The following is a 25,943-nucleotide window of genomic DNA, read 5'->3' on the forward strand; positions in this document are numbered from 1 at the left end:
TATGAAAAACATTCCAACTGAAGAGTCGATTCAACAGATGGTTACCAGGCACATGAAGCGTATGGGAACGCATGACGTCAGCTTTAATCGATTAATTAAGATGTATGCTCGTACCCTAAGACAGTACTATCTTTTAGACAAAGAATGGGAAGAACAGTGTTATCGAACCTATATCATTTCAGGTGAAAGTTCTGTCAAAAAGAACCCAATTATGGATCAAATTAATACATTGAGGAAAGACATCATGGCACTTTCTGACCGCCTCATGTTGAACCCCAAAACGATGGCCAATGATCTTTTAAAAAATAAAGAAGACAATTCGGAAAATCCTCTGCTTGATTTCCTTAGCAAAAATGGAGCTTAAAAATGGCTAGAAATTCGTTGGCTAGGATAGATTCGGAAAACTTCAAGATTGCAGTAAAATATGCTGAAGATGTTGTTTCTGGAATCAAAGTAGCTTGCGATGAAGAAATTATGGGGTGCCAGCGATTTTTAAATGATCTGCAATCGGATAAATGGGATTTTAGACAGAATCAATTTGATTTTGCTATAAGTATGATTCAAGGAACGATTAAACATGTACAAGGTGAAGACTTAAAGGGGCATCCGTTAAAAGGGAAGCCTCTTATTTTATTGCCCTGGCAAATTTTCGTGATTGTCAATCTCTTAGGATTTTTTCTGCCGGGATCTGATATTCGAAGATTTAATGAGTCTTTGATTTTTATTCCGAGGAAGCAAGGGAAAACGTCGTTCATGGCTGCCTTTACTTGGACACTTGGAATTATGGAAAGAATGTCGGGATCCAAAGCGTATATTCTAGCAAGTTCTCTTCAGCAAACCAAAGAGGCATTTAGCTTTATGGTGGGTAATGTCAAACCAATGGCAAAGCAGAATCAAATGCGAATTCGTGATAATAACCAGGAACATTCCATTTCTTTTGATTGGGGTGTAGGTGGATCCTTCCATATTCAAGCCTTGGCTGATAACCCTGATAAATTAGATTCATTAAACTGTAACATCTTGATTTTAGATGAATTGCATGCATGGAGACGTGCAGCTGCAAAGAAATACATTTTGATGAAAAATGCTCAAAAGGCTTATCGAAATAGTTTGTTATTAGGGATTTCCACTGCAGGCGATGTGCCTAATGGATTCCTTGCTAATAGATTACGTGTTCTAAGAAAAGTTTTAGATGGGACGGTTCATGATGAAGCATGGGATCGTTACTTTATTTTTATTTGTAAAGCCAATCAGGATGAAAAGGGCAATATTCTTGGAAAAGACCGCAAGCCAACGACTTTAGATGATCCGTATGTTTTGGAAATGGTGACACCTTCAGCCAATCAAACAGTGACGATCGATGAGCTGATCCAAGATGCACAGCAGGCGATGAGTGATCCACAATTACGAAATGAGTTTCTAAATAAAACTATGAATGTCTTTACCAATTCGATGGATGCCTGGTTTGATATTGATGAGTTCAAGTGGTCGGATAGCTTTTACGATTGGACTATTGAAGATTTACTGAAAATGAAAGGAATCAAGTGGTATGGGGGAGCGGATTTATCCAAGCTTGCCGATTTAACCACTTCTGCACTCTATGCGAAAGTTCCACAAGTTCGAATCAACGAAGAAACAGGCAAAAAAGAAAAGATTTTTGTTGATGTAGCAATCACTCACGCTTTCTTTCCACGTCCTTTGATGCTTGAAAAAGCAGAAAAAGATGATATCCCACTTGGAGAGTGGGATCAGGAAGGTTGGTTGACCTTAAGCAATACACCAACCGTTCATTATGATGATGTCGTGAAGTGGTTTATGGCCATGCGTGATCTTGGATTCAATATCAAACAAATTGGCTTTGATAGACGGTTTGCGAAGGAATTTCAAGCAATGATGAAAAAAGAAAAATTCAAAATTGTGGACCAACCGCAAAATTACATCAATAAAAATGAAGGATTCCGCCGGATAGAAGTGAAAGTGAAAAATGGCGAATTCTATTACTTGCATAATCGAGCGTATGAATACTGTGTAGCTAATATCAAAGCAGTAGAGAAGCTAGATGATATGGTCCAATATGAAAAAGTAGGACCAAACATGAGAATCGATTTGTTCGATGCTTCTGTGTTCTCTTGCTGCCGAATGTTGGAAAATGATGATAAACAAGCTGCTGCAGATCGTTTCTATGGTAGTGAAAGGGGCTGATAAATTGAGTAAAAAGAAAAACAAAAATAGTAACAAAATTAGATCTGAACCGAAAAAGACGATGGGTGAACAAATTGCTTACTGGTTTGATGCCTCTGCTGATGATTTAGCAATTGCAGGCTATACTAGATTGTCAGATAACCCGGAAGTTCAAACTGCAGTTGATAAAATTGCAGATATGGTTTCGAATATGACCATTTATCTAATGCGTAATACGGATAAAGGTGATGTTCGAGTCAAAAATAATAAACTTGCTAGAAAAGTAGATATCAATCCCAATACACGGATGACTCGAAAAAACTTTATCAAATGGATCGTGAGAACGATGTATCTTGGTGGCGATGGGAATGCGGTTGTTTATCCTATTTTCCGAAATGGTGAACTTCAAGAATTGCAGCCACTATCTGCCAACAAAGTTCGCTTTGTCGTTAATGGATTAGATTACAAAATTGATTACCAATCAAAAATGTATAGTCCTGATGAAGTCATACATTTTGTCATGAATCCCGATGAGGATAAGCCTTGGCTAGGAACTGGCTTTCGTGTTCCGTTAAAGGATATTGTGGACAATCTGAAACAAGCGGCTAAAACAAAAAAAGGATTCATGGGCAGCAAGTATCGCCCAAGTATTGTTGTTTCAGTTGATGCTGATGTAGATGAGCTAAGCGATGAAAATAGTCGAGATGCATTAGTTTCCAAATATCTTGGTGAAGCTGAAGCCGGAAAACCCTGGGTGATTCCGGATGAATTTATCAAGATTGAGCAAATCAAACCATTGTCATTAAAAGACCTGGCGATTAATGAATCAGTTGAATTAGACAAAAAGACGGTGGCGGCTATTATTGGTGTGCCACCTTATTTATTGGGAATTGGTGAATTTAATCAGAAAGCTCATAACCATTTCATTGATACCACGATCCTAAGCGTAGCTCAGATTATTCAGCAGACGTTAACACGAGATCTAATCATTGAAGATGATTTGTACTTTCAATTTAATCAAAAAAGCTTGTACCAGTACGATATTAATACGATAGGTAATCTAGCTTTGAATTATGCCAATGCTGGAAAAATAACAGGAAATGAAGCGAGAAGTTTCTTAGGGTTCGATCCAATTCCGGAATTAGACGAATTGATTGCTTTGGAAAATTATATTCCTGTTTCCCAACTCGGGAATCAAAGTAAATTGAATGGAGGTGGTAGTGGAAATGAAGACTAGACACATGTATTTTCCATCAGAGTTAAAAGTGAGAAGTCAAACTGAAGAGGATCAAACACAAGCCCCCATGATTGAGGGCTATTTTGCTGTTTTCAATCAAGAAACGGAATTGTGGCAGGGGATGTTTGAAGAAATTGCTCCTGGAGCCTTTGATAATAGTTTGGCAGACAACGATATTCGTTGCCTCTTTGATCACGATTCAGCAATCGTTCTTGGTCGATCTGCTGCAGGCACATTGGCACTAACTGTTGATGAGCGTGGTTTGTATGGCAAGGTCATGATCAATCAAGATGATACTGAAGCGATGAATATTTATCAACGTGTCAAACGTGGTGATATTTCTGGCTGTTCGTTTGGATTTGATCCCATCGATGAGGAATTGATCAATCGTGATGATGGCACGGTCAAATTTATTGTGAAAGAAGCAGATACCCTGGAAGTGTCGATTGTTACTTTTCCTGCTTATCCTCAAACCGAGATTGAAGCAAGGAAAGCGGATGTTACTAAAATGACTAAACGGCGATTACAAGCCAAGAAAAATAATTTGAAGGAGCGAATGAAAAAATGGCATTAAGACAATTATTGATTCAAAAAAAATTACGCCAAAAAGCAGAAATGATGAAGGCGATTCGTGCAGCCTTTCAAGGTTTCGAAACACGAGAGCAGCAGTTAGAAACGGCTTTAGATGAGGCTGAAACAAATGAAGAAACGGATGTTGTTGAAGAATCCATTCAGGAATTAGAACAGGAAATTACTGATAAGAAAGAAGAGGAAAAAACTCTTCAGGAAGAAATCGATGCTTTAGAAAAAGAATTACAAGAATTAGAAGACAAGGAACCAGCTGGTGCTGGATCTGCAGGAGGAGAAGAGAGAGGTATGGGAAAACAAGTACAAACAAGAGCGCAAGTAGTGCCGATGTCTATTCGAGAATCATTGGAAGTCAAGGAAGTTCGTAGCTTTTATGAAGGACTAGCGAATGCTATTAAAGAAAAACGTGGACTGACTGGCACTGATTCTACAATTCCTACAATCATTGTTGATCGTATTACCAATAAAATTGGTGATTACAGTGTATTAGTCAACGAAGTGGAGTATTTACCGCTACCTGGTAAAGGACGTGTGGTCATTGATGGGGCGATTCCGGAAGCTATTTGGACTGAGATGACTGGTGCATTGAATGAACTATCAGATAGTTTTGAACCAGTAGATGTGGATGGTTTCTCACTAGGCGGTTTTGTGCCGATTCCAAATTCAACAATTGAAGATTCATTGATTGCTTTAGCGAACTTTACTGAAGACCGCATTGCCAAAGCGATTGCCAAATCTTTGGATAAAGCAATTTTACTTGGTACTGGTGCAGCGAATAAACAACCAGATGGAATTATCCCTCAATTAGATGTAGCACATAAAGTGGAATCAGATGGATCTCTTAAAGATATCATTTCTCATTTAGGGATTGTTGATACGGACGGTACTGGTGGAGAAGTCATTTACGTGATGAACCGTGTAACGTATTACGGACATATTTTAACGCAAATGATCACTTCTACTTCCGATGGTAAAACAGTGACTGGTAATGTTAATCAGCCAAATGTAGTTGGGGTTCGTGCAGTTCTTTCAGCACATATGCCAAATAAGCACTTGTTGGCAGGAGACTTCAAGCAATATCTTTTAGCGGAACGTGCAGCTGTTCGTTTGGAATCTTCAAAAGATGTCAAATTCATTGAAGATCAAACAGTGTTCAAAGGTGTTGGTCGCTATGATGGTAAACCAGTTCGCAAAGAATCATTTGTTCTGATCGAAATTGTTGAAGACAATACTGAAGGGGCATAGAAAGGAGAATTCACATGAAACAAGTTAGATTTGTAGTTGTGGAAGCATTCAAGGATTTAGAAGATGAGGGGCGTGTATATAGACCCGGGGACAATTACCCTCATAAAGGTCCAGTTGATGTGGAAAGAGCAAAAGTTTTGGCATCAGAGGAAAATAAATTGGCTAAGCCGCTTTTGCGTGTTGTTGAGGAACAGGTGGATTTATCACCACTTGGAATTGAAGATACACAAACGGAAGTAGCTGCTGAAGTCCAAAATGTGGCACAGCAATTGATTGATAACGAAAAAGAAAAGCAAGAAGTTACTAAACCACCTGTAAAAAAAGCAACAAGAAAGAAAGTAGCTGAAGGCGATGCAGCAACAACAGATTGATCTATTGTTACCACTGCTAAAAGCTAATCTTGGTATTTCTTCAAATAGCCGTGACGGGCTACTTAAAAAAACGATGGAAGCAACTTTTTCAGAATTCACCAGTAAAGGGATTAAGCCGAATGCTGAAGGACTAGAAAAAGATGCGGACCTGATCATGTTGATTGTCGATTATTCTTCTTGGCAGTATCGTAGCCGAGGAGAATCGGCAATGCCGAGAAATATTCAGTACCGGATGCGTAATCGAATCGTGCAAGGAGTGACGGCTGATGAATGAAACTTGGGATTATGAAGTGACTTTGATCAAAAAGAAATTCAAATCAGGATCAGCTGGTGTACGAACATCAGATGGTGATGATAAAGATACCGTTATGGCCAAACAAACACCTGTGCATTCGGCTGAATTTTACCGAGCCGGGCAAAATGGGATTGAAATAAGTAAAGCATTTGTGATCCATGCTTTTGAGTATGGTGGTCAAGTAGAGCTAGAATTTGAAGGCATTCGATATCGAATTGTTAAAACTTATCCAATTGCTTTCAACGAATTGGAGCTTTCCTGTCAAAAGAAGGTAGGGCGATAGCATGAATATTGATTTATCAAAAGAGCTGGCAACAATTCTTGGGCAATACACTTCAGACGTTGAAGAGGAGCTAGAAGAGGCAAAAAAAGATATCACCGATGAAGGTGTAAGTGATTTGCGTTCAACTAGTCCTATCCGAAAAGGGAAGTATGCTCGTGGGTGGCGTAAGAAAAAACAAGGATCAGCTTATGTGGTTCACAATGCCACAGCTTATCAACTAACTCATTTACTTGAAAAAGGACATGCCAAGCGTGGCGGTGGCCGTGTGGCTGCACGTCCGCATATTCAACCAGTCGAAGAAAAAATGATAAAAGAGTATGAAAAACGTGTAGAAAGGGCGATCAAAAAATGACCATTGTTGAATTAGAACAACATCTGCAAACATTAGGGTTGCCTTTAGCTTATCGTCAGTGGGGAGAAGGTGAGGAACCGAATCTTCCTTACATTCTCTTTTATCGTGATCAATCAGATGATTTTTTTGCAGACAATCAGAACTACGTTTCAGGAAATCAAATGTCACTGGAACTATATACAGAAACAAAAGATTTTAATCAGGAAGAAAAAATAGAAAATTTATTGAAAGACTTATGTATTCCTTATCAGATATTTGAGGGAAATCTTGAAACAGAAGGAATGTATGAAGTGCTTTACGAGTTTAAAATTTAGGAGGTAGAAAGAATGTCGGAAGAAACAAATAAAGTAACATTTGGTCTAAGAAATGCTCACTATGCAGTGATTACAGAAGCAGCTGGTGTGCTTACATTTACGACACCAAAACCTTTAAAAGGATCTGTAGAGTTATCTCTGGAACCAAATGGCGATGCCACAGAGTTCTATGCAGATGATGAGATGTATTATTCTGCTGATAACAATCAAGGCTATAATGGAACATTAAACATTGCTTTAATTCCACAAGACTTTGCTGAAGATTGTTTAGGTGAAGAATTTGATGAAGAAAGTGGCACTCTTGCTGAAGTGGCCGATGCAAAACCAAAAGCTTTTGCTTTGATGTTTGAGTTCGATGGAGATCAAAAAGCAGTACGTCATGTAGTTTACAATTGTAAAGCAAGCCGACCAACTGTTTCATCAAGTACTAAGACCCAGAGTTCAGATCCAAGTACCAGTGAATTAGGATTCAAAGCAAAACCGACTGTATTCAATGGGAAACGTTATGTTAAAAATAAAACGACACCAACTACTCCAGCAGCAACCTATGATGACTGGTATAAAGAAGTATTCACGCCAGGATCAGCACCAGGAGGAGCGTAGATGGAAAAGACAATTATTATTGATAGTCAATCAATTCAGTTGAAATCAACAGCTGCTACTCCGTTACGTTACAAAGCACAATTCAAACGTGATTTCTTCAGCGAGCTACTAAAATTAGCTAAGTTGTTCGCTGGTCAAGAAGGAACTGCAGAAGATGTCAAAGAAGATGGTATTGATCTCAGCAAGATTTCGTGGGAAGCTCTTGATCATTTAGATTTTGAAGTATTCTATAATTTTGTTTGGGTTCTAGCCAAGTCGGCTGATCATTCGATTCCAGATCCATTAGATTGGCTGGATCAATTTGATGAATTTCCAATCAAAGAAATTTTCCCACAGATCACTGATTTACTATCAAGCAGTATTCAGTCAAAAAAAAAGTAGATGATGAAGCGACTTCCAGCGATGAGATATTCACTGTGGAGTCGTTTCTTTATGTTTGCAAGGAAATTGGCATTTCGTTTGAAGAAATGGAAGTTATGGATATTGGAATGTGCTTGGACTTTATTCAAGAGTGGGTTGATGCCAAACGTCCAGAGAATGAAAAAACAAGAAATGCAACACAAAGCGATTTTGATAATTTTTAGGAGGTGAGTAGAGCAGATGGCAGCTGGTGGAAGAATTAAAGGAATCACAATTGAGATTGATGGCGAAACAAAAGGTTTGCAAAAAGCCTTATCATCAGTCACTAAGGAATCAATGAGTGTTACCAAGGAATTGAAAGACGTTGAGCGATTGCTGAAGTTGAATCCAGGTAATACTGAATTGGTGGCACAGAAACAAAAGCTACTTTCTAAGCAGATTGAAGTTACCTCTGAAAAATTGAAGGGATTACGTGATGCACAAGATCAAGTTCAAGCTCAGTTTGAAAAAGGAGAAATCGGTGAAGAACAGTATCGAGGTTTCATGCGTGAAATCGAGGCAACTGAAGGAGCTTTAAAAGGCTACAAAGGTCAATTGGAAAATGTCGAGACTTCACAAGATCGATTAGGTGAAAACACGAAACGATTAGGAACGCTCTTTGAAGCAACTGGAACATCGGTTGATGATTTTCGGGACATCTTGGGTAGCAGACTAACGGATGCAATCAAAAATGGTACTGCAAGTGCCGATGATATGGAAGTTGCCTTAAATAAAATTGGTCGTGCCAGTTTAGGAAATGATGCAGATATTGGTCAATTGAAGAAAACACTCGATAGTATCGATGATGGAAATTCTGTTGAGAATGTTCGCATGGAAATTGAAAAAATGGGTGATTCTTCTTTAGAAGCGACTGAAAAAGTCGGCAAGTTAACTGAAATTGCTGGATCCCAAATGATGATGGACGTTGCCGATAAAGCTGCTGCCGCTTCCGATAAAATTATTGAAATTGGTCAGGCTGGAATTGAAGCCGCTGCTGAAATGAGAGCCAGTGAAGCAGCATTTGAACAAGTTTTTGGAGAAATTGAAAGTCAAGCGCAGAAAACTGCGGAATCTTTAGGTAATGAGCTGGGAATGGTTCCTAACCGAATTAAACCAGGTTTAGCACAAACAACTTCAATGTTCAAGGGGTTAGGATATGACACTGAAGAGGCATTAGGAATGGCGGAAAGAGCTGTAAGATCATCTGCCGATGCTGCTGCATTTTGGGATAAATCTTATGAAGATGCTAGTGGATCTTTATCTAGTTTCTTGAAAGGAAACTATGAAGCTGGTGAATCTGTAGGAATTTTTGCCAATGACTCTCAAATGGCTGCGTTTGCAATTGCTAATGATTTGATTCCTGCAACTGAAGGTGCCAAAGAAGCCACTGAAAAGCAAATGATTGCAGTAGAAAAAGCACAAGTTGCTTACACAAAAGCAGCTAATAAATATGGGACAGGTTCTCTTGAAGCAAGAGATAAAATGTTGAAATTAAAAGAAGCTCAAGAGGATATTGCCAATGCGACAGGTGAACAAGCAGGTAAGTGGAAAGATTTAGATGAGGCAACCAAACAAGCTGTTCGATTAGAATATATTGAGAATATGCAAAAAATGAGTGAACAAACTGGACAAGCTGCACGAGAGATGGACGGCTATGAGAATGTGATGGGAAATATCACCTCTGTTACTGATGAATTTATGGCTGCTATTGGTGATGAAGCATTAAGTATGTTTATTGAAATTGCAATGTCTCTGATACCCGTACTGCAACAAGTAATCGAATGGATCAAAAATCTAAGCCCAGCAGTTAAACAATTTATTACCATTTTTACTGCCGCAATTGCGATTGTTGGAGCAATACTGCCAGTTATCGCTGCATTAGGCGCAGCAGCTGCAGTTGCTGGTGTTTCTATCGGTACACTGATTACAACGACAATTCTACCGATGATAGGTATTATTGCAGCAATCGCTGCAGGAGTCACCGCACTGATCCTCGTCATTCAGAACTGGGGAACTATTTCAGAATGGATTACCACAATTTTTGCAGCAATGGGGATTGATATTCAAGCAGTTTGGGATAGCATTTACACGACAATCTCAGCTGTGGTTCAATCAGTAGTTGATTTTATCATGAGCATCTGGGGAATATTAGTTGGTTGGTGGAATGAAAATAATGGATTGATTCTGCAAACTGCAAGAACTATTTGGAATGCAATATCTGCAGTGATTACTGCAATCATGAATGTGCTTGCTCCATATTTAACCATGATCTGGAATAATATCAAAGCGACGATTCAAGCCGTATGGGCAGCTATTCAAGTAATTGTGACCACAGCGATTAACGTAGTTCTGGGCATTATAAAAGCAGTCATGCAGATTATTAATGGTGACTGGAAAGGTGCTTGGGAAACGATTCAATCAATCTTATCAACTGTGTGGGGTGCCATTCAGTCAATTGTAGATACTGGAGTGAATTTCGTAAACAACATTGTAACCAATACATTCAATGGATTGATAGGGATTGTTGAAGGTATTTGGGAAACGATTAGAAATACAATTTCATCTGCAATAGAGGGAGCAAGATCAGCTGTTGCAACAGGTATTGAAGCAATTAAAGGGTTGTTTAATTTTCAATTCAAATGGCCACATATACCTTTACCACACTTTTCTATCTCAGGTTCCGCAAATCCATTAGACTGGATCAAAAATGGTCCGCCTAAGTTAGGTGTGGAATGGTTCGCAAAAGGTGGAATTTTAACCAAGCCAACTGTGTTTGGTCAAAATGGAAATAATTTGATGGTTGGTGGCGAAGCTGGTAAAGAGGCTGTTGCACCAATTTCAACTTTGATGGATTACGTTCGTCAAGCAGTTGCTGAAGCGAATGATAATGAAGGATTGATTGCTGCTATATTGGCATTGGCAAGTCGTGAGGTTGTTTTGAATATTGATGGTAGAGAGTTTGCTTATGCTACGCAAGAACCAATTGCGATGGCACAAGAGGAGTATAAGAATAAAAAATCTTGGGATAACGGTTATAGGAGTGTGAAACCATGATTCGAACAACGATTTTAGATGATGTTCTTACATTTGAAGATTTTGGGTTTCGTCACTCTTACGGTACTCAATTACAAAAAATAGGGGAAATAAAAAGAAATTCTGTTAGTATTCCTGGAATGAAAGGTTCATGGAACTTTGGAGAATCCATTGGTGATAAACGAATACCTTTTACTTTGTTTTTAGATGAAACTGATGATTATCAAAAGGAGATTAAATTAGACAATCTGATTAATTGGTTGAGTGATGATGAAGGCTACCCAAGAACAATTAAAATTTCGCTAAGACGTGAACCTGACAAACATTTCTTTGCTCGTTTGGATGAAGTGGGAGAATCTGAAGTTACTACTCACACTTTAATTGTTCAAATGTATTTTTATTTAACAGATCCAAGACGCTTTTCTAATTTAAAAGCCGATGAAGTTTTATGGGGATCACAAGCTGTTGATTTTCGTTCGAGTTATCGATTAGGAAATACTGGTCCAGATGCAGTTCAAAGAAAAATAATTGGTAATACAACAATTTATCCTTACCTAGAAGGAAAAGCAGTATTTCCAATTATTAATATTAATGGATCAGGTCAGAACGTCACGCTCAAGTCATCTGATCGTGAAGTAAATATTGGAACTTTTTCCAATCAGACTATAAAAATTGATGCCGAAATGTACGTTGCTTATTTTAATGGAACAGAAACCATTTTAGATATGGATGAATTTTTAATTTTTCCAAGAAAAGCAATTAGTATTTCTGGAACAAATATGAATTTTACTCTAAGTCTAGATTATTACAATGTTTATACGTAAGGTGGTGTGTCAATGCTTAAAGTAATGGATATCAATAGAAATAAAGTAGCTTATCTTGAAAATGCTTATAGTGTAGCTTATGAGAAACAAACCAATAAAATTGGGTCAGCAAGCTTTTCGTTACCACTGGATGATCCTAAAGTTGAAAAGGTTAAACAACTAAAATTTATTGAGATTACAGATACTGATGGAGAATACATTGGACTTTATCGTGTAATGCCTACAGAAACAACTGTATCTGAATCAACTCAATCGATTACTTTTGAATTAAGGCATGTTTTGTCTTTGCTATTAGATAGTGTGATTTTTGGGTACAAGGAAATTTCACCGAATACTAATACCAGAGATACAATTACTTACTTGTTGAGTTTACAAAAAACAAAGCATTGGCAATTGGGGAAATGCGAATTCACAAGGTATTTTCAATACTCATGGGAAAACGTCAACGGATTAGTCGATGCTATTTGGAGTGTGCCTATGCCTTTTGATGAAGAGTATATGTGGACCTTTGATACTGAAACATATCCATGGACTTTGAATTTAATTAAACCGCCTACTACTCCTACTTGTTTGATTCAAGAAGGATATAATTTGAAAGGATTTCGAATCAAGTCTAATCCAAATCAATTGATCAATAGAATTTATCCACTTGGTCAAGGTGAAGGAATTAATCAGTTGAAAATCAACAAAGTTAATCCTACAGGTAAGACTTATGTTGAAGATGCTGCAAGTATCGTAGAAAATGGGTTGATTGAATATATTTGGGCAGACAGAAGATTCACAGATGCACTTTCTCTATATAGTAGTGCTCAAGCTTTATTGAAAAAATGGAAGAATCCGATTGTTTCCTGGGAAATTGATGCTGTTGATTTAATTAAAGCTATTGCAAAAATACCTGGACAAAAAATACCTAAAATTACTGAATTGCGTGAAGGAAAAGTTGTTCGCGTGAAAACTAATAAATTTGGCGCAATTAATCTTAGAATACTTAAAGAAAGCAAGTCAGATATGTTTAATGATTCAGGGAGCATTTCTCTATCTATTGGTTACGTTTCATCTGATTTAGGAACAACTCAAGCAGATATAGAAAGAAAAATTGAAATCAATCAGCTGTATTCTCAGGGAGCAACAAACATCTTAAATTATGACAAAGCAGACAATGCTGACAGTGAGTACCCTGTCGTGTTTCGAATCTTTATCGATAATGATGTGGTTAAAATTAATACGTGCGAATTAACCTTTGAAACATCAGCGTTTCGAGCATATTCGAAAGCAATTGAAGGTGGAGGAGCAGTTGTTTCTTCTACTTCTGCTGGTGGAAGTGTTAGCAAATCTACAAATTCGGGAGGAGATAGTGTGCAATCAACGACTAGTCAAGCCGCAGGTCAAAGCACAAATACATCTAGTGCGAATGGTAGTCATAGACATTCGGCATTGAAGTATGTGAGGGATGTCGATCGTGAGACTGGCTCAGTCGGTTCGGCAAGAATATATGAAGCGTATGGATCTGGCCATTATGTCATGCTTTATTCTGTCGCAATGCCAGGCGATATTGTCACATCAGGAGCTGCTGACAATCATACGCATAGCGTGACTACCCCAGCTCATACACACAATGTCTCAATTACAATTCCAAATCACAGCCATGATTTTACAATACCTGCACATACTCATGATATTACTCTACCAAACCACACACATAAAATTGAGTATGGTATTTTTGAGGACTCTGAGAAAGCAAACCAGGTTGAGTTAGTTGTTGATGGAAATGAAGTGCCAGGAACGAACACAAACAGAGAAAGATTTAACCTGGTGAATTATCTTTCTAAGCAAGAAGATGGGACAATCAATCGAGGATGGCATGAAATTGCGATGAAACCAAATAAAAGAGCAAGAATTGAAGCACAAATTACGATGAGAGTATTTATTAAATCGCAAATAGGAGGAGAATTCTAATGTCCAAAAAAATAACGTTACATTTACAAGGAAAAGAAACGGAAGAAATAGTTGTTGATAGTTTCGATTTAAAAACTGATTATTATGACTACGTTTTAGGGAACGTTAAGGATCCCAATGGTAATTTAGTACAGGGTGTGATGATTGGAGATAATCGATATGTCAGAATTATTGATGTAGTAGATATTAAAGTAGAAGATGGTGAGGAGTGAGTACATGCCTGATAAAATCGAACATATCCAATCCGATGATGTCCTAAATACAGGAAGGGAAAAGATTAATAAGTTTGCAATTGATCCGGCGATGAGAGCAGAAGTGAATAGTCTGAACGCGAAGAATACAGCAAATCAAGCAAATCAAACTTCTAGTGAGGCGAAAGAAATTGCAGAAAATACTGATGAAAGATTGGATAATATTCTTGCTGGAGAAATGGAAGATGCTGAAGTTATTGATGCCAGAAAGCCATTTAGTAAAGACTCTTATACAACATTAGGGCAACGTTTGAATGCGATGGACACTTCTAATACTGCGGTTAACGAACGAGTAGAGACTTTGAATCAACGTTTTAGAGGACACGTAAATACTGATAGCGCAATTACCAATTTGTTAAATATCGGTCTGACGTACACCGAACAGTCAAAAATCCGGTATGGTCAACAGGGAACGGCAGCATCTGCCAATAATACCGGAAAATTGCATGATGACGGATTTTATTATATGGACTGTTCATCTTTTGTAGAAATTGTTTTACGAGGTGTGGAGTATCAAAATAGCGCCTATGAAAATAATGGAGCAAACTATCCGACGTCGGAAGGTTTTTATTTTGATACAAATTTTGAACATTTATATGATCGCTTTTTAGCCAACGAACAAGCAAAGTATTGTTTAGAGCACGGTTGGGCATTTGAACCGAATGATGATTTGACGAATGTCATGCCTGGCGATTTAATATTTATGACCGGAGCAACTGAGCCAGATTACTTTTTAAATATTGGACATGTCGGTTTTGTCCTAAATAAAGATCAAAATAGCAATCTGACTTTGCTGGAACAGGGAAACGCGAACGGCAATAAAATCGATGATTATGGAGCTCAGATTACACAGTACGGAAAAGGATGGCTAAAAGCAAGAGTACCTTTGATAGGAAGGATTCCCATCAAAGAAGCTTCTCAAGAAGTAAAAAATGTTAATTTAGCTAAAAGTATTAGTCAAAACAATGTATTTTACTCTCAAAACGAGTTAAAACATAAAAAAGTTTATACAATAATATTTGATGCGGACATCACTACTGGATATATAGCATTTGGAGAAAATACGAGCAACTACTACTACAATTTCTTATCACATATAACACGACTGCCAAATAATAAATACAAAGCGACGTTTGTTATTCCGTCAGATAAGTCTGTTTCTCAAAAGAGATTAGGTTTTTATGGCCTCGGTGGAGCAGGTGAAGTAGTTATTGATAAGGTAAAACTATTCGAAGGTGTGGTAACTAACTATGATCCAGTCGAGTTGGAGACAGGAAGTCAGTCAATTGATTCAAACGGTGTCGTTTTTAAATTAGGGAATGGACTTATGATATGCTTAAAAACATTTAACGATGTGGGGCCAAATAAAACACAACTTGGCGATGTGTGGCTTAGTGATGTATATACATGGACTTTTCCGGAAGAATTCTATACTACCGAGAATCTCGTAGTCAACTTTGACACTAGCCTGAGTGGTCGATGGGCAACGATGACAACGTCACCAACGAGAGGCGAAGTAACATTCCAAACGATATCTGCTGTGGAGCATAATTCATTGAGTAATGTATTTGCTATGGCTATAGGAAGGTGTAAATAAAAACCAATCTTATTAGCAAGATTGGTTTTTTGTGTCATAAATTTGAGAAATAAAGCTACATGAAATTCCTATAATAGTCCATTGTAGAAGTGCCGGTAAAAATTGATTTTGAGTAAGGGTCACTTCAAAAATTTGATGAACCATAATAATTATCAAATAAGAAGATGTGATTCTGATTCTTGGGTCATAGTCGACTTTCACAGAATTTTTCCAGATAGTAAAAAATAAAAGGCCAAGGAAAAATATTCCAATAAGTCCTACTTGTAAAGCTGTTTGTAAATAAAGGTTATGCGATGATAAAGTTGTTTGGTAAAAGTCACCAGGAGTTGCACTAGCACCATGACCAAAATATGGGTTTAAATCAATGAAACTTAAGATACTTTTCCAAATAGTATTTCTTCCTGTAAAAATAGGCTTATTGAATAAGGTGAGAGACCAATAGTTTAACTTTGGATAAAAACTATAACTGTCTATTGTTGGGTAAATAACTGTTACTAAGTAAATGCCAAAACACACAGCAAAAAAATATAAACTACTCAACAATTTTCTTTTTCTTAGTTTTTTCCAAAATACAAAAGTTACAATACCCGCAAATCCAGCAAGAAATGTTGATCTTGCTCCTGATAATAGGATAAGAACTAATGACAGTAAGACAACGGGGATTACTTTAGTTGATTTATCAATTTTTTTATATCCGTATATATATAAAATAGGGAAAAAAGAAGTATAAAGTATAATGGAAGCCAAAGTATTTTCATTTACTAAAGTTCCTTTGAATAGAATTCCTAAAAAGATGAAAGGAAGTGAACCATAAAAAAGTTTCGAAAAAATCTTAAGATGTTCTTTCTTCCATAAAAATCTATATAAGACAAATGCGTAAAGAATCAAAGAGATTTGATTAATTACAATCATAAATCCATCTAAATCACTTGATTTTAATAAATATATACCACAGAAAATCAATGCTGGCAGAAACATCAAATCTGTTTTTTTAGCTGTAGATTTATGCTTTGATTGTAGAATAAATATGGTTATAACTACCAAAAGAATAATATACTTTAAAAGGGTGCTTAAAATTGAGATATTTACAATTGTTGTCGATACGTAAAGAACAAATAGCATGATTAGCAATATAGTTGTTTGTTTGTGAAGAACCAGATTTTTCACTTTTTTACCCTCCAGTTAATGAAATCCATTTTATTTTAACATTAAGATGGTATAAAGTCTTTGATTTTTTGAGAATTAGATAGAAAGCAATCTAAAAAGTGTAAGTATTATCAAGCAGGGTGACTAATCGTACTCGGATTAGTCTTTTTTAGTTGATTTATGGATGTTTTAAAATAAGAAAGAAAAGGTGGTAAAAATGAATGTATTCTATGGATACTTATTAAAACTAACCGATACGGAAGAAGAAAGAGTTAGGATTTAGCTATTTTCAGAGTTAAGTTGGGACAAGGAGCTTGCATCGGGTGTAACATGGTTTGGTCTAAGTGTAAAATATATTGCGGTAGGACTAGAAAAAAAGAAAGAAGACCATTATTCTTAATGTTAGGTTTCGCGGCCAATAACAAAAAGAGGATGGTCTTCATGGATACAATTATAAATGATTTAGTCGCTATTTTAAAGGATGACATGGACAATATTTCAAAAGAAAAACAATTAGGTGCTTATATTCAAAAAACAGTTAAAACAATAGTTGGAGAAGCATTTGAAAGATATGATGAGTCGTTGATTCCAATCATGAAAGAAAAAGGCTATCAAATCGAAAAGAAATTACCACGTACCATTGTGACAACATTTGGAGAAGTTTCACTGACTCGACGTCGGTATATCCAACCTAATCAAGCACCAATCTATCCTCTTGATGAAACCATGGGATGGCAGAAATATGGTCGTTATAGCCTTCTTCTTGTTCGCAATCTAAGTGAATTTGCGACAAAAGTTCCCTACCGTACAGGCGAATTAGCGATTCACTTATTTGCGCCGTTTACCATTAGTCATCAGAAGTTGAACCAACTGGTGAATCAAGCAGGACAAGAATTAAAAAAGCAACAAACTTCAGATGAACGATACATTGAATTGAAACAACTGAAACGCACGCCTAAAGTATTATACATCGAAGGAGATGGGTTTATATTCAAAGGAAAACATAACAAAAGATTAGAAGGACATCGTTTCCAAGTATGCGAAGGCAGTGTGGAAATCGGAAAGAATCGAAAACAGAGAATCTATGCAAAAGATTTTGTTTCATTGGATCGTCTCACCGCGTTAAAGGAAATGATGGAGTATCTAGGCAATATGTATGATTTATCAGAAACGGTCGTATTAAGCAATAGTGATGGTGGTTCAGGTTATGAAAAAGCAGTGTTCGAGGAATTGATAGGCGTATGTAAACGACATGAATTTTTCTTGGATGCGTATCATGTGAATCGAAAAGTGAAAGAACGTTTAGGTTGGTTGAAAGGACTCCAAGCGCCTTTGATGGACGCAATTTGGAAGGAATATGATGACGATAAAATGCACGTCATCATGGATACGGCAGAAAGCTGCTTAGTGGACGAATTGGATACAGTTAAAAATCAAGAGCACGTTCGAAAGTTAAGAAACTATCTTGATCGCCATTGGGAAGCGATATGCCCATTCTATCAACGAAATTTGCCTGAGGGAATAAGTAAAACCATCGGTACCTGCGAAAGCAATCACAGACAGTATACCTACCGAATGAAAGGACAAGGGAAATATTGGACAAACGAAGGTGCCGAAGGAATGCTTCGAATCATTGCCAGCTTGAAGAATCAAGAGTTAGATGAATGGTTTCTTTCAGATTTGTCGCCAAGTCCTTCCTTACCTGAAAAAAGAAAACGAGAACAAGTAGCTGTACGAGTAGCGACTTCTAAAAAATGGAATAAAGGAGAAACTCATATAGGTGCCTATCAGGTAAAAATTGTTGGGAGCGAAAAATCTTCTACAGGAATGAGTAAACTAGCACGAGCTTTTTCAGGACGAGACTAAACAAAGGGTAAAAGAGTGAGGTGGCTTGCGAACACTTGATAATGAGCGTCTTTGGATGACAATGATTCGCCTGGCGCATCTATGGTGAAGCGTTTTTTACGGCAGGCCATCCAAAGACGGAGGCTCGTTGTCAAGTGCACCGGACAAAAGAATAAAATCAAAAATAAGGTTAAACTATCTAACAACAATAATGGTAAAAGATTTCTACCGCAAAACTATTGACACATACTGGTTTGGTGGAGCAGGAGAACATTACTTGAATTCATGATATAATCACCTTATTCAAAGATAAGGAGTAAGACTATGAACGAGAATAAAAAATTAGATTTAAAGTATCGTATGGAAATTGCGAAGTTGCAGAACCATTTATCAGAATTAAAACAAGGTAATATTAGACAATTATCTAAGAATACTACACATAGTAGTCATGAGCAACTTGCAAATTATATTGAAGAGGATATAAATGATTTGTTAGTAAAAATTATAAGTGATAAACCAGGGTATCATGAACAGATTTTTGGAATTTAATTTAAAAAACGACAAGCGACTAATCTAAAAGGTTAGTCGCTTTTATTGGCATAAATACTATTTTATGGATAACAAAATAGAAAAGGATGGGAGTTTTATGGATATGAAAATGATTTTATGGGCGGAAGAAATGATGCAAAACGAGTATGGGAGACTGTTATTTTGGTTAGTGTTTATTATAATTCTAATGGCAATTGATGTGTTTATTGGTTTTATCCAAGCGTATGTCAATCGCAATATTAAATCAGGGAAAATAAGTACAGGAATATTGAAAAAGATCGCTTTGATTTTAGTACTGATTGCGATTATTCCACTGACAATCGTATTACCGGATATTATATCTATTAGCGTGATTATCGGAGTATATGTGCTAGAAACTTTAAATGAATTTGTCAGCATTATTGAAAATCTAAATAAGCTCGGTATGGCCACTAATATTTTTGAACCAATTATTAAACGACTAGAAAATAAAACCGAACGAAAGGATGATGAATAGTGAGTATTCCGAAACCTATAATTTTAGACATTAGTGAGTGGCAAGTACCAGGATCAATTAATTATGACCAGTTAGCAAAAGCCATTGGTGGTGTGATTGTTCGTGTGCAGTATGGTTCGAACTATGTAGATAAGCATTACAAGACACACATCAAAGAATTTCAGAAACGTGGGATTCCCGTGGCAGTCTATGCTTGGGTGCGTGGTGTAAATAACGAAGACATGGAAAAAGAAGCAACAGATTTTTACAATCGAGCAAAGGAGTTTAACCCGGTTTTTTGGTGGTTAGATGTTGAAGAGTATTCAATGTCGGATATGCGGACAGGCTGCGAAAAGTTCCGTGCTAGGTTAAAAGCGTTGGGTGCTAAAAAAGTTGGAGCATATATTGCCAATCATATGTATCACGGATTAAACCTTGATACATCAAAGTTTGATGGCGTTTGGATTCCAACGTATGGATCTAATAATGGTCAATACAATGGCAGTAATCCAACAGCTACTTGGTCATATGACATCCATCAATATACAAGTAATGGTAAATTATCAGGATATAATGGACCGTTGGATTTAAATAGAATTGTGAATGTCGGTAAAAGTTTTGAGTATTATTTTGGAAGCAAGTCGGTACTTGAAAAACCAGCTGCAATAAATACAGCAGATAATCAAGTAGAAAAAACAGAAGGGAAGATTAAATTGAAAACTATTAAACTATCGACAGATGTCTACCTGCGTACAAAAGCAGATAAAAATAGTGCAGCAATTGCATTACTGAAAAAAAGTGAGAAAGTTAATTTTGATGATGTGATTGTAGCAGGTGGCTATATGTGGGGAAGACAACCTCGTAAAGACAAGTATAAGGTTGGCTATATTTCACTGGGTAAAATTGAACCACATGGAACAATCTCTTAAATGATCGTCAAGATTACTTCATGGATTCATATCATAATAATCTGAAATAAAAAAAGCCTATGCTGATTATAGTAGAAATTAATTATCATCTGTAGTTTTATTCACTCTTTATTCTTGATATAATATTTATTGTTAAAGTTGAGAAAGGGAGATTAAAATGTTTGAAAAAATAATGAGCTTTGCTGCTGACATACAACCACTCTTTATTATGGGATTGTCCGTATTTACCTTATATTGGAATTACAATACTAACATGAAACATAAAATTTTTTTGGAAAAACTAAATTTGTATAGAGAGTATATAACTTTAGTAAGTAGTTCTGCTAATCCCCAAAAAACTAAGGAAGAGATGGAATTAAACCCAATAAAGTTGCTAAAATTAAAACAAGAAATAATTTTAGTAGCACCTGATGAAATCATTAATTGTATAGTAAAAATTGGTGAATTAGATTTATCAAAACCTGAAAAGAGTGAGATATATTTTGAGTTATTAACTTTAATGAGACAAGATTTACTAAAAAACAAATCAAAGATTTCTAAGAAAACTGTCAGTGATTTGATTGCGTAAAGTTAGTTTTATTTATCTAAAGATAACGGTTTATCATGAACATATTTCAGATAGTGTTTTTTTTATTCTATTCTATGTACTACTTGCTGGCGGAAATTTGACTACCATTTGACTACATTCAGTAGTTAATAATAGCTTTTATTAGAGAATTAGATAATGCTAAAATGCTTATATATCAACTAAAACCAACACTAAAGATTATTAAATTATCAAAAAGCGTTAAATATGTTCTCATTGGTATCCACAGGCAGATTTTCATACAAACTAATCGGAATCAAGTCGAATTCATCAGACACATACAACATTTTTAGTTCTTCCATGATAGCAAAATTTCTTACGGCAATATAGTTAGATGGATCTAAATTATCAACTAAATGAACGCTTTCTTTATGATCAAATAAGCCAATCGAGTCTTTATCACCCAAGATATAACCTAATTTTTTGTCAAAGTTAAATTGATCAGCGCTTGTCGCCCTATAATAGTTTTTTTCTTGAAAAGTAAGCGCAGAATACTGTCCATCGACATATTTTGCCACAATACTTTTTTGCAAGTGAACGTAATAGATGATAACGGTAGATGTAAGTATGAATAATCCATAGAGAAAGATTCGAATTTTATTTGTTTTCATTAGTCGTTTACTCCTAATCCTCAGTTATTGTCTTTATTTTAGTATACTTAATAATCTAAAAAATTTCTTCGATAAATTGACAGAAAATTTTGTATGTTGTGCTGTAATTCGAAAGAATGAGCAAAAAGAGGTGAATAATTGTTGTTAAATGGAGTATTTGTCAATAGCGGAGCAATTATACTAGGGAGTTTAATTGGTGCTATTTTAAGAAATATTACAGAGGGAATGAAGGACACTGTAACTAAAGGAATTGGTTTGGGTGTGATTGCTTTAGGAATTAAAATGGCTATCAAAACTGAAACTTTTACGATAGTAATTATTAGTTTATGTCTAGGTGGTATGTTAGGTGAATGGTTAGGAATTGAAGCTGGAATGAATCGTTTGGGTCTATATTTGGAGCGACGCTTTAGTCGAGGGAATAGTAATTTTTCTGAAGGTTTTGTGACGGCATCTTTGATTTTTGTGATTGGTTCGATGGGAATTATCGGATCAATTGAAAGTGGTGTATCGTTGAACCATACTACTCTATATACGAAAGCTGTAATGGACGGTTTTTTGTCAATCATGTTGACAGCATCTTTGGGAGTGGGTGTATTATTTTCTTCCGTACCAATTTTGTTATATCAAGGAAGTATTGTGCTTCTTGCCAGTTTAATTGTCCGCTTTGTTCCACCAGAATTGATGGATTCCTTGATGGGAGAAATTAGTGTCATTGGAGGTATTTTAATTTTAGGAATTGGCATTAATCTGACTAAAACAAGTTATTTTCGTGTATCGAATTTTTGCCGAGTATCGGTTTTATGATTGCTATTTTAGTTGTCCAATATTTTTGGTAAGAGGAAAAAAGGAATCTGTGACATAAGTAAAGACTAGACAAAAATATCCAAACAAAATAGAATGAGTCACGCCAAATCGAGGCGAAATTGCGATGAGGACCAACTGGACCGCAGGAGCAATCTTCTATTGTTCGGATATTTTAGGTTAAACTACTTATGTCGTAGGTTCCTTTTAGTTATTTTACATATTCTTCAGTTAACGCCATAAATTCTGCTACATCTTGCAAGACCATATCAATACCAGCTTGCCAGAAGTCTGGTTTAGTTAAATCGGCTTGTAAATGTTTTTGAGCCAATTCTTCCGTAGTCATTGAAGCTGTATCACGTAATAAAGCGATATATTCATCTTCAAAGTTTGAGCCTTTTTGATTGGCGTAAGCATAGATTCCCATGCTAAATAGGTAACCAAATGTATAAGGGAAGTTGTAAAATGGGACGCTATCAATAAAGAAATGTAACTTAGCTGCCCAGAAATGTGGGTGGTAGCTACCAAGGCTATCCAAATAGCTTTCTTTTTGAGCAGCTAACATCATTTCAGTAATTTCTTCCGTTCCTACCAACCCTTTTTGACGTGCTTGGTAAAAATTATTTTCAAAGATAAAACGTGTATGAATGTTCATAAACATCGCAATCGCATTTTGCATTTTAGCATCTAATAGATTGATTTTTTCTTCTTTGGTTTGCGCTTCTTTCAAAGTAGCATCAGCAACAATCAATTCCGCAAAGGTACTAGCAGTTTCGGCTACGTTCATTGCATAATCTTGATTCAAGCTTGGTAAATCCCACAATACGCTACTATGGAAAGCATGTCCTAATTCATGGGCTAAAGTTGCCACTTCATTAACAGAATTACTATAAGTCATGAATATACGAGACTCTTTACTTTCTGGTAGGCTAGTACAGTAACCACCCGGACGTTTACCTGGACGATCTTCGGCTTCAATCCAAGATTTATTGAAGGCCATTTGAGCAAATTCAGACATTTTTGGACTAAATTTTTCAAAGTTTTCTACGATAAATTCTGCTGCAGCATCAAAGGAGTAGGTACGTTCTTGCATATCTCCTAAAATAATTGGTGCGTCTTGATCTTGCCAATCCATTTTTTCTTTCCCAAATAATTGTGCTTTACGAGTCAAGAAATCAACAATCGGTTGTTTATTTTTTTGGATCGTCGCCCACATCGTATCTAAAGTTTGTTGTTGTAGGCGATTATATTCAAGAGGTTCTTTTAAATAGTTATCAACACCATGTAATTTTTGCTCAGATAGACGGAAACCATCTAAATGATTTAGTGTATCAGCAAATAGGTCAGCTTTTTCACTCCAAGCTTTTTCCCATTTTTCGAATAATTCTTGACGCACAGCCGCATCTGGATCGCCCATCATTTTATTGAAGGCTTGTCCAGCAGAAAGTTTCACTTCTTTGCCATCTTCGGTGAAAGAAATTTCAATACTGGCAACGATGGTATCGTAGTGTTCGCTCCAAGCATTGATGCCATCTAATTTTAAAGTGTTAATAATATTTTCTTCCGCTTCTGACAATAGTTCTTTTCCGTCACGACGAATTTCCGACAAACGGAAAGCAACTTGTTTCAAAGTGTCCGTAGCAATTAATTGCTCCCAAACATTTTCTTCAATAGCTGTTAGTTTTTTCGAAAAGATGGTGCTTGATAATTGATATTCAGGAAGCTTTTTGTATAAATCTCCTGAAAGGATTTTTGCTTTACTATCATTGACGTTGCTTGCTAGTAGGGCGTTGATAAAACTACCGCACTGTCCAAAACCATTCCCAATTTGTTCAGCTAAAGCTAACAAATGTGATAAAGCTTGAGCATCATCTTGTTCAGGATTCCATGAAGTGACTGCTTCATGATACGCGTTGATTTCCTCTGATAACTGTGCCATGCGTTGGCGTAATTCTACGGATTCACTTCCATTGGGAAAAATAGAATCTAAATCCCAGTTTATTGCATAAGACATGAAAAAATCTCCTTTCTTTTTCGCAATCTAGTATAACATAAGAAATTTAAAAATGTTTCTTTGCTGGATAGAAAATGCTAAGATGAACAGAGTAGAGTTTCTTTTTCATTGTTTGCTTTAAATCCTTCGTTGATTTTGGAAAGCGTAATTACAATGGAATTTGACGATGAATGGTAACAAGTAGAGGTGGAAATAGTGTTAAAAAAAAGCATGAAAAATGGCAATTTTTATTTAGGAATTGGTTTTTTAATGATGGCTGTTTTATTTTATAGTTCTTCTCAATCTTATGAACAACAATCACAAATTGGTTTGTTGTCAACGCTTTTAAAGAATCAACCTTTTAAAGAAAGTTTGAGTGAATTCTCTTTTGTTTATGCTGGAAGTGAAGTCAGTATTGCCGCGAGAGGATACTTTGGTTTTGTTGAATTTTTTATTCGTAAATTGGCACATTTTGGTACGTATTTTATTTTAGGTGGAAGCTTCTTCTTAGGTTTGTTTCCTCGGATTAAATCTTTGTGGCTAGCGGCTTTTTTTGGTTGGCTGGCAGCAACAGGTTATGCAGGAATGGATGAATTTCATCAAATGTTGACAAATGGTCGCACCCCATTGTTTCAAGATGTGATGTTAGATTCAGCAGGAGCTTTAACAGCGGTATTGTTTTGTTGGTTGATTTTAGGAATCCGTAACAAGCGATTTTTTTAAGTAGAGGAGGAATATCTTTTGGCAGGACATAGTAAGTGGAAAAATATTCAAGGAAGAAAAAATGCACAGGATGCCAAACGTGGCAAAATTTTTCAAAAATTATCTCGTGAAATTTATATTGCGGCTAAAAATGGTGGGGCAGACAGTACCTCTAATCCAGCTTTGCGATTGGCTTTGGATAAAGCTAAATCAGCGAATATGCCAAATGACAATGTAGAGAGAGCGATTAAGAAAGCCACAAGTTCGACAGACGGTGCCAATTACGATGAAGTGATTTATGAAGGTTATGGACCGGGCGGAGTCGCAATTTTAGTCGAAACATTGACAGATAATCGTAATCGTACAGCTACCAATGTGCGGGTAGCTTTCAGTCGTAATGGAGGAAGCTTGGGCGAAACGGGTTCGGTCAGTTATATGTTTGATCGTAAGGGATATCTTGCCATCGAACGACAAGACCTGGCTGTCGATGAGGACGAAATGTTAGAGCGTGTATTAGAAGCTGGTGGGGAGGATTTAATTGTTTCTCCCGAAGTATTCGAAATCTATACAGAAGCAGAAGATTTTACTAGTGTTCGTAACATTTTAGAACAAGAATTTACTTTGGCACAAGCAGAATTGACGATGATTCCTCAAACAACAGTAGCATTGACCGAGGCTCAAAAGACTCAACTTGATCAATTAGTTGAGAAATTAGAAGATGATGACGATGTTTCTGAGGTTTATACATCAATTGAAGAATAAAAAAAGAATCCTTCG

The 25,943-nt window shown here is 36.4% G+C and carries 27 protein-coding genes and 1 pseudogene; 25 read left to right on the forward strand and 3 right to left on the reverse strand.

The window, feature by feature from the left end; translation table 11 throughout:
- Nucleotide 1: 1 nt before the first annotated feature.
- From AC4BBX_RS09805 to AC4BBX_RS09885, 17 genes are all read left to right on the forward strand, one after another.
- Nucleotides 2-364, forward strand: coding sequence for a P27 family phage terminase small subunit (locus AC4BBX_RS09805; RefSeq protein WP_490453673.1), 363 nt, complete (start codon nucleotides 2-4; stop codon nucleotides 362-364).
- A gap of 2 nt (nucleotides 365-366) precedes the next feature.
- Entirely contained in the window at nucleotides 367-2,202 is a 1,836-nt protein-coding gene (locus AC4BBX_RS09810) for a terminase large subunit (protein ID WP_490453674.1), read from the forward strand.
- A gap of 4 nt (nucleotides 2,203-2,206) precedes the next feature.
- Nucleotides 2,207-3,418, forward strand: coding sequence for a phage portal protein (locus AC4BBX_RS09815; protein WP_490453675.1), 1,212 nt, complete (start codon nucleotides 2,207-2,209; stop codon nucleotides 3,416-3,418).
- Entirely contained in the window at nucleotides 3,408-3,992 is a 585-nt protein-coding gene (locus tag AC4BBX_RS09820; protein WP_490453676.1) for an HK97 family phage prohead protease, read from the forward strand. Before AC4BBX_RS09815 ends, AC4BBX_RS09820 begins: the two co-directional genes overlap by 11 nt.
- Nucleotides 3,983-5,251 carry a phage major capsid protein gene (locus tag AC4BBX_RS09825; RefSeq protein WP_490453677.1) on the forward strand — a complete coding sequence of 423 codons (1,269 nt, stop codon included), beginning with the start codon at nucleotides 3,983-3,985 and terminating at the stop codon, nucleotides 5,249-5,251. Before AC4BBX_RS09820 ends, AC4BBX_RS09825 begins: the two co-directional genes overlap by 10 nt.
- Nucleotides 5,252-5,265: 14 nt before the next feature.
- Nucleotides 5,266-5,622 carry a hypothetical protein gene (locus tag AC4BBX_RS09830; protein WP_490453678.1) on the forward strand — a complete coding sequence of 119 codons (357 nt, stop codon included), beginning with the start codon at nucleotides 5,266-5,268 and terminating at the stop codon, nucleotides 5,620-5,622.
- Nucleotides 5,603-5,896: a hypothetical protein gene (locus AC4BBX_RS09835; RefSeq protein WP_490453679.1), complete on the forward strand. Its 294-nt coding sequence runs from the start codon at nucleotides 5,603-5,605 to the stop codon at nucleotides 5,894-5,896. The genes AC4BBX_RS09830 and AC4BBX_RS09835 overlap by 20 nt, the downstream gene beginning before the upstream one ends.
- A complete protein-coding gene (locus tag AC4BBX_RS09840) occupies nucleotides 5,889-6,200 on the forward strand; it encodes a phage head closure protein (protein WP_490453680.1) in 312 nt (103 codons plus the stop codon). The genes AC4BBX_RS09835 and AC4BBX_RS09840 overlap by 8 nt, the downstream gene beginning before the upstream one ends.
- A gap of 1 nt (nucleotide 6,201) precedes the next feature.
- The gene (locus AC4BBX_RS09845) at nucleotides 6,202-6,552 is read left to right on the forward strand and encodes an HK97 gp10 family phage protein (RefSeq protein WP_490453681.1); all 351 of its coding nucleotides are present in this window, start codon (nucleotides 6,202-6,204) and stop codon (nucleotides 6,550-6,552) included.
- Nucleotides 6,549-6,866 carry a hypothetical protein gene (locus AC4BBX_RS09850; RefSeq protein ID WP_490453682.1) on the forward strand — a complete coding sequence of 106 codons (318 nt, stop codon included), beginning with the start codon at nucleotides 6,549-6,551 and terminating at the stop codon, nucleotides 6,864-6,866. Before AC4BBX_RS09845 ends, AC4BBX_RS09850 begins: the two co-directional genes overlap by 4 nt.
- Before the next feature lie 12 nt (nucleotides 6,867-6,878).
- Complete coding sequence (locus tag AC4BBX_RS09855) at nucleotides 6,879-7,469, forward strand: major tail protein (RefSeq protein ID WP_490453683.1); 591 nt, start codon at nucleotides 6,879-6,881, stop codon at nucleotides 7,467-7,469.
- Nucleotides 7,470-7,850 carry a hypothetical protein gene (locus AC4BBX_RS09860; protein WP_490453684.1) on the forward strand — a complete coding sequence of 127 codons (381 nt, stop codon included), beginning with the start codon at nucleotides 7,470-7,472 and terminating at the stop codon, nucleotides 7,848-7,850. It begins immediately after the preceding gene.
- A gap of 219 nt (nucleotides 7,851-8,069) precedes the next feature.
- Nucleotides 8,070-10,922 carry a phage tail protein gene (locus AC4BBX_RS09865; RefSeq protein ID WP_490453685.1) on the forward strand — a complete coding sequence of 951 codons (2,853 nt, stop codon included), beginning with the start codon at nucleotides 8,070-8,072 and terminating at the stop codon, nucleotides 10,920-10,922.
- Nucleotides 10,919-11,725 carry a phage tail domain-containing protein gene (locus AC4BBX_RS09870; RefSeq protein WP_490453686.1) on the forward strand — a complete coding sequence of 269 codons (807 nt, stop codon included), beginning with the start codon at nucleotides 10,919-10,921 and terminating at the stop codon, nucleotides 11,723-11,725. The genes AC4BBX_RS09865 and AC4BBX_RS09870 overlap by 4 nt, the downstream gene beginning before the upstream one ends.
- 12 nt (nucleotides 11,726-11,737) lie before the next feature.
- On the forward strand, nucleotides 11,738-13,681 hold the full coding sequence (locus tag AC4BBX_RS09875; RefSeq protein ID WP_490453687.1) for a phage tail spike protein: 1,944 nt from the start codon (nucleotides 11,738-11,740) through the stop codon (nucleotides 13,679-13,681).
- Nucleotides 13,681-13,893 carry a hypothetical protein gene (locus tag AC4BBX_RS09880; RefSeq protein ID WP_490453688.1) on the forward strand — a complete coding sequence of 71 codons (213 nt, stop codon included), beginning with the start codon at nucleotides 13,681-13,683 and terminating at the stop codon, nucleotides 13,891-13,893. Before AC4BBX_RS09875 ends, AC4BBX_RS09880 begins: the two co-directional genes overlap by 1 nt.
- Before the next feature lie 4 nt (nucleotides 13,894-13,897).
- Complete coding sequence (locus AC4BBX_RS09885; protein ID WP_490453689.1) at nucleotides 13,898-15,529, forward strand: hypothetical protein; 1,632 nt, start codon at nucleotides 13,898-13,900, stop codon at nucleotides 15,527-15,529.
- A gap of 12 nt (nucleotides 15,530-15,541) precedes the next feature.
- Here the strand turns inward: AC4BBX_RS09885 and AC4BBX_RS09890 are convergent, their stop codons facing one another.
- The gene (locus tag AC4BBX_RS09890) at nucleotides 15,542-16,696 is read right to left on the reverse strand and encodes an O-antigen ligase family protein (RefSeq protein ID WP_490453690.1); all 1,155 of its coding nucleotides are present in this window, start codon (nucleotides 16,694-16,696) and stop codon (nucleotides 15,542-15,544) included.
- A 420-nt stretch (nucleotides 16,697-17,116) separates the two neighbouring features.
- Between AC4BBX_RS09890 and AC4BBX_RS09895 the strand changes: the two genes are divergently transcribed.
- The 5 genes from AC4BBX_RS09895 (at nucleotide 17,117) to AC4BBX_RS09915 (ending at nucleotide 21,041) form a co-directional block, all read left to right on the forward strand.
- Nucleotides 17,117-18,541, forward strand: coding sequence for an ISLre2 family transposase (locus AC4BBX_RS09895; protein ID WP_490453691.1), 1,425 nt, complete (start codon nucleotides 17,117-17,119; stop codon nucleotides 18,539-18,541).
- Nucleotides 18,542-18,844: 303 nt separating this feature from the next.
- Nucleotides 18,845-19,069 (forward strand): hypothetical protein, encoded by a 225-nt coding sequence (locus AC4BBX_RS09900; RefSeq protein WP_490453692.1) that lies wholly within the window; start codon nucleotides 18,845-18,847, stop codon nucleotides 19,067-19,069.
- Nucleotides 19,070-19,166: 97 nt separating this feature from the next.
- Nucleotides 19,167-19,565 (forward strand): phage holin family protein, encoded by a 399-nt coding sequence (locus AC4BBX_RS09905; protein ID WP_490453693.1) that lies wholly within the window; start codon nucleotides 19,167-19,169, stop codon nucleotides 19,563-19,565.
- A gap of 5 nt (nucleotides 19,566-19,570) precedes the next feature.
- Complete coding sequence (locus AC4BBX_RS09910) at nucleotides 19,571-20,473, forward strand: glycoside hydrolase family 25 protein (RefSeq protein ID WP_490455803.1); 903 nt, start codon at nucleotides 19,571-19,573, stop codon at nucleotides 20,471-20,473.
- A gap of 157 nt (nucleotides 20,474-20,630) precedes the next feature.
- Nucleotides 20,631-21,041 (forward strand): hypothetical protein, encoded by a 411-nt coding sequence (locus AC4BBX_RS09915; protein ID WP_490453694.1) that lies wholly within the window; start codon nucleotides 20,631-20,633, stop codon nucleotides 21,039-21,041.
- A gap of 209 nt (nucleotides 21,042-21,250) precedes the next feature.
- Here the strand turns inward: AC4BBX_RS09915 and AC4BBX_RS09920 are convergent, their stop codons facing one another.
- Entirely contained in the window at nucleotides 21,251-21,670 is a 420-nt protein-coding gene (locus AC4BBX_RS09920; protein ID WP_490453695.1) for a hypothetical protein, read from the reverse strand.
- A 138-nt stretch (nucleotides 21,671-21,808) separates the two neighbouring features.
- Between AC4BBX_RS09920 and AC4BBX_RS09925 the strand changes: the two are divergent.
- A pseudogene (locus tag AC4BBX_RS09925) lies at nucleotides 21,809-22,506 on the forward strand (DUF554 domain-containing protein).
- A 176-nt stretch (nucleotides 22,507-22,682) separates the two neighbouring features.
- Here AC4BBX_RS09925 and AC4BBX_RS09930 read toward each other — a convergent pair.
- Nucleotides 22,683-24,485, reverse strand: a complete 1,803-nt coding sequence (locus AC4BBX_RS09930; protein ID WP_490453696.1) for a M3 family oligoendopeptidase — start codon at nucleotides 24,483-24,485, stop codon at nucleotides 22,683-22,685.
- A 195-nt stretch (nucleotides 24,486-24,680) separates the two neighbouring features.
- On the opposite strand from AC4BBX_RS09930, the gene AC4BBX_RS09935 reads away from it, so the two are divergent.
- Both AC4BBX_RS09935 and AC4BBX_RS09940 read left to right on the forward strand, forming a co-directional pair.
- The gene (locus tag AC4BBX_RS09935) at nucleotides 24,681-25,187 is read left to right on the forward strand and encodes a VanZ family protein (RefSeq protein ID WP_490453697.1); all 507 of its coding nucleotides are present in this window, start codon (nucleotides 24,681-24,683) and stop codon (nucleotides 25,185-25,187) included.
- Between the two features lie 18 nt (nucleotides 25,188-25,205).
- Complete coding sequence (locus AC4BBX_RS09940) at nucleotides 25,206-25,928, forward strand: YebC/PmpR family DNA-binding transcriptional regulator (RefSeq protein WP_490453698.1); 723 nt, start codon at nucleotides 25,206-25,208, stop codon at nucleotides 25,926-25,928.
- Nucleotides 25,929-25,943: the final 15 nt, after the last annotated feature.

The sequence above is a fragment of the Enterococcus sp. AMC1157 genome, assembly GCF_058216555.1.